This window comes from Fluviicola sp. (assembly GCF_030151805.1).
In the GTDB taxonomy this organism is placed as follows: Bacteria; Bacteroidota; Bacteroidia; order Flavobacteriales_D; family Crocinitomicaceae; genus Fluviicola.
In genome coordinates this window covers 1-2,937 of record NZ_JASLCN010000266.1, presented here as the reverse complement: position 1 = coordinate 2,937, position 2,937 = coordinate 1, and the positions used below count along the sequence as shown (strand labels likewise).

The following is a 2,937-nucleotide window of genomic DNA, read 5'->3' as shown; positions in this document are numbered from 1 at the left end:
TCGGACATGGAAACTTCCTTACTGGAAACCATTCAGTTTATGAAATACGATTTCACGGAAGAAGGAGCATTCGCTGTTGAGCATATTTTACTTCGACCGGATAGCGATTACCCGACTACTCCACCTGAATTCTTTCTTCCGATTTGCGCTGATAATTGTAAGGAATCCTGTTGCGGGATTGATCCCTACTCTTTCCGGATCAGTATTGTACTTCCGGGTTACACTCAACGCTTTTCGGATATTCATTTCAGAAACTTTATGGAAGAACTCATCCGGGAAGAACTCCCTTCGCACATTTTAGCAAAAATATGCTGGATCGGTTCCCGGAAAGGTGAAGTTCCGAACCAGGACAACCAATTACTGCAATTCGAATCGGCATATAAAAAGTATCTCCTTGCGAAATCACCGCTCGATTCATTCCACCCGGAAGACGAACTGAAGGATCTGATAAAAATTCTGACACATCTGCACACCATTTTCCCAACCGGAAAATTACATAATTGTGAGGAGGAAGAAGAAGATCAGGATAATGACATCGTTCTCGGAAGAACAAAATTAGGAACATTATAATTAAAGAAATAAGAAAAAAATATGGAAACAAAGTTGACCACAATCACGCCCTCTTACCGTTCATTTGTACCGGATCAGATACTTACTGCCGGCCAGTTGAATGAATTCCTGAACTACTTTGATGATCAGGATCGTTTGTCGCGTATTTTTCTCAGTGGAGTCGGAATTGTATGCGGATTCAACGTCGAATTCAATGCCAATTCAAGTGGCGAATTAGTCATTTCACAAGGAGCAGGAATAGGAACCGATGGGGATGTTTTTAAACTATCAAAACCAGATCTTTCTGACCCCGAGTTGAACACGATAGATATTAAGGATTTACGTTTTACACATTATCGGGCTTTTGACGACAGTAATGCAAAATACAAACCCTTTTTCTGGAAAACCATCAACGGAGTTGATACACAGATCAATCTTTGGGAAGCAATTCCTGCAGACCAGGTAATTCCAACAGATCAAACAATTATATCCAGAACAGACCTTCAAAACCTGGTGGTATTATTGTATCTCGAAAAATACCCGGAAGATCCAAGTGCCTGTACGGGTATCGACTGTGAAAATCAAGGGATCAAAAACATCTGCAAAATGCACCCGCTGATTGTTTCGCAACAGGATGCTGAATACATTCTTTCGAACGATTCAATTTTCAATGCGAATTACCTCATCACAACCTATCTCAACCTGGATGAAGTTGCTGTTCAGCGCGTAACTGTCAATGCAACCAATTCTGCCAGCTTTGCTTCTTTACGTTCTTACTACCTCAGTGCTATTCAGGCAGAAAACACCATTGGGAAACTCCAAAACGGTTTTACAAGCATGTTGAACAAATTGGGAATGAGTAATGAAGCTTCATTCATTTCAAACGGACTTGCACAATTATTCGGAACCGGCGCCACCTATCAGCAATTGCATTTCCAATACCGGTATGACTTGTTGTGTGATATTGCAAATACATACAACGAACTGAAAGAGATGTTCATGGACAGCATCTGTGCATGCAACCCGGATATTCGTTCGTTTCCAAATCACCTGATGCTCGGAAGACTTGTGAAGATAAAAGAAGATCAATATCTGAAAAAGTACCGTCATGAATTCTATAAATCACCGATTCTCAAGGATGAAAAGAACTGGTGCGAACGATTCAAATTGTATGTAAGACGTACGATGGAAATGTTGACTACCTATAATACCAATATTACGCAGGGAGAAATTCGTATTACTCCGTCATCTTACCGTTCGCTTATAGAAAATAAGGCGATTCCTTTTTACTATGGTGCTACTCAAAATTTCCCTCGTTTGCTCGATTCCTGGAACTACGATAAATACAAAGTTCACAAGCAAAGCCGAAATCTGAGTTATCACATATCACAACTGGATCCTTCAGGACCTGTTCAATTTCCATTGAGATACGATCTCGAACGCCATAATTTTATGCGGATTGAGGGCCAACAGGGATTGACTTATCAAATAGCCATGCAGCAAATTGATAACCTGAAAAAACAATATGGTCTGGCATTCGACACGAAAGCATTGGGAATCACGATCAACCCCAATGATCCGATCAATATGGATGACTACGCCTGTCATTTTGAAGACTTACAGGTGATGCTGGATGCCTGGACACAGGAACACGAATGTTTACTCGGTAAGGTAACTAAGTATTATTCAGCATTCAGTACCATTGATCCGTCCCAAAACTACCTGATTGAAGAATACAATTACCCGGTAGCTACCGGAATTTCCTTTAATGAACTTGGATTACAGCAAAGTAGTACAGACAATGTGGTGATAGATAATATGTATACGGCGCATGAATCCCTGGGTGTGGTGATGCTTCCTGTTCTGGATCAATTCCAGGGGTGTTCCGGAAACGATATCGCCATACAGGTAAACCGTCAGATTGATCGTTTCAATTATGGCGCTGAGATGAAAGATATTGTAGAAGCAACCCTGAAAGGACCGAATGAAGTGCTTTCTCATGCGTATGTCATGATGGACAAACGTCCTTTAACACTTAAAGATGTACTTCCAAGCACTGTTAATTCCATCAATACCAGCGCAACCAATCTGTGTGGTGCTGCGCGGCAAACGTTTACCAGAGCTACGAAAGCCTATTTGGAGAAAGAAATCCGGACGATGCTTTACAACCTGGCACAAGATAGTACGGCCATCTGTTGCAGCGCTGAAAAACTCAAATTGATCTATGACGAAATCGAACGTCGTAAGAAAGAGATTCTATTGGGATTAAGTCTTGCAAAATTCCAGGAACAACATCCGGGAATGGAACACCTTGCCGGCGCGCACCAGGGAGATACGTTTATTCTGGTATACGTCCGTGATGCTGTCAATGGTATTGCTGCGAACACT

At 41.5% G+C, this 2,937-nt stretch carries 2 pseudogenes; both read left to right on the top strand.

The features are described 5' to 3' along the window. Positions 1-570 (top strand): annotated as a pseudogene (locus Q1V93_RS10175) (hypothetical protein); the annotation flags it as partial. A gap of 21 nt (positions 571-591) precedes the next feature. Further along, positions 592-2,937 (top strand): annotated as a pseudogene (locus tag Q1V93_RS10170) (hypothetical protein); the annotation flags it as partial.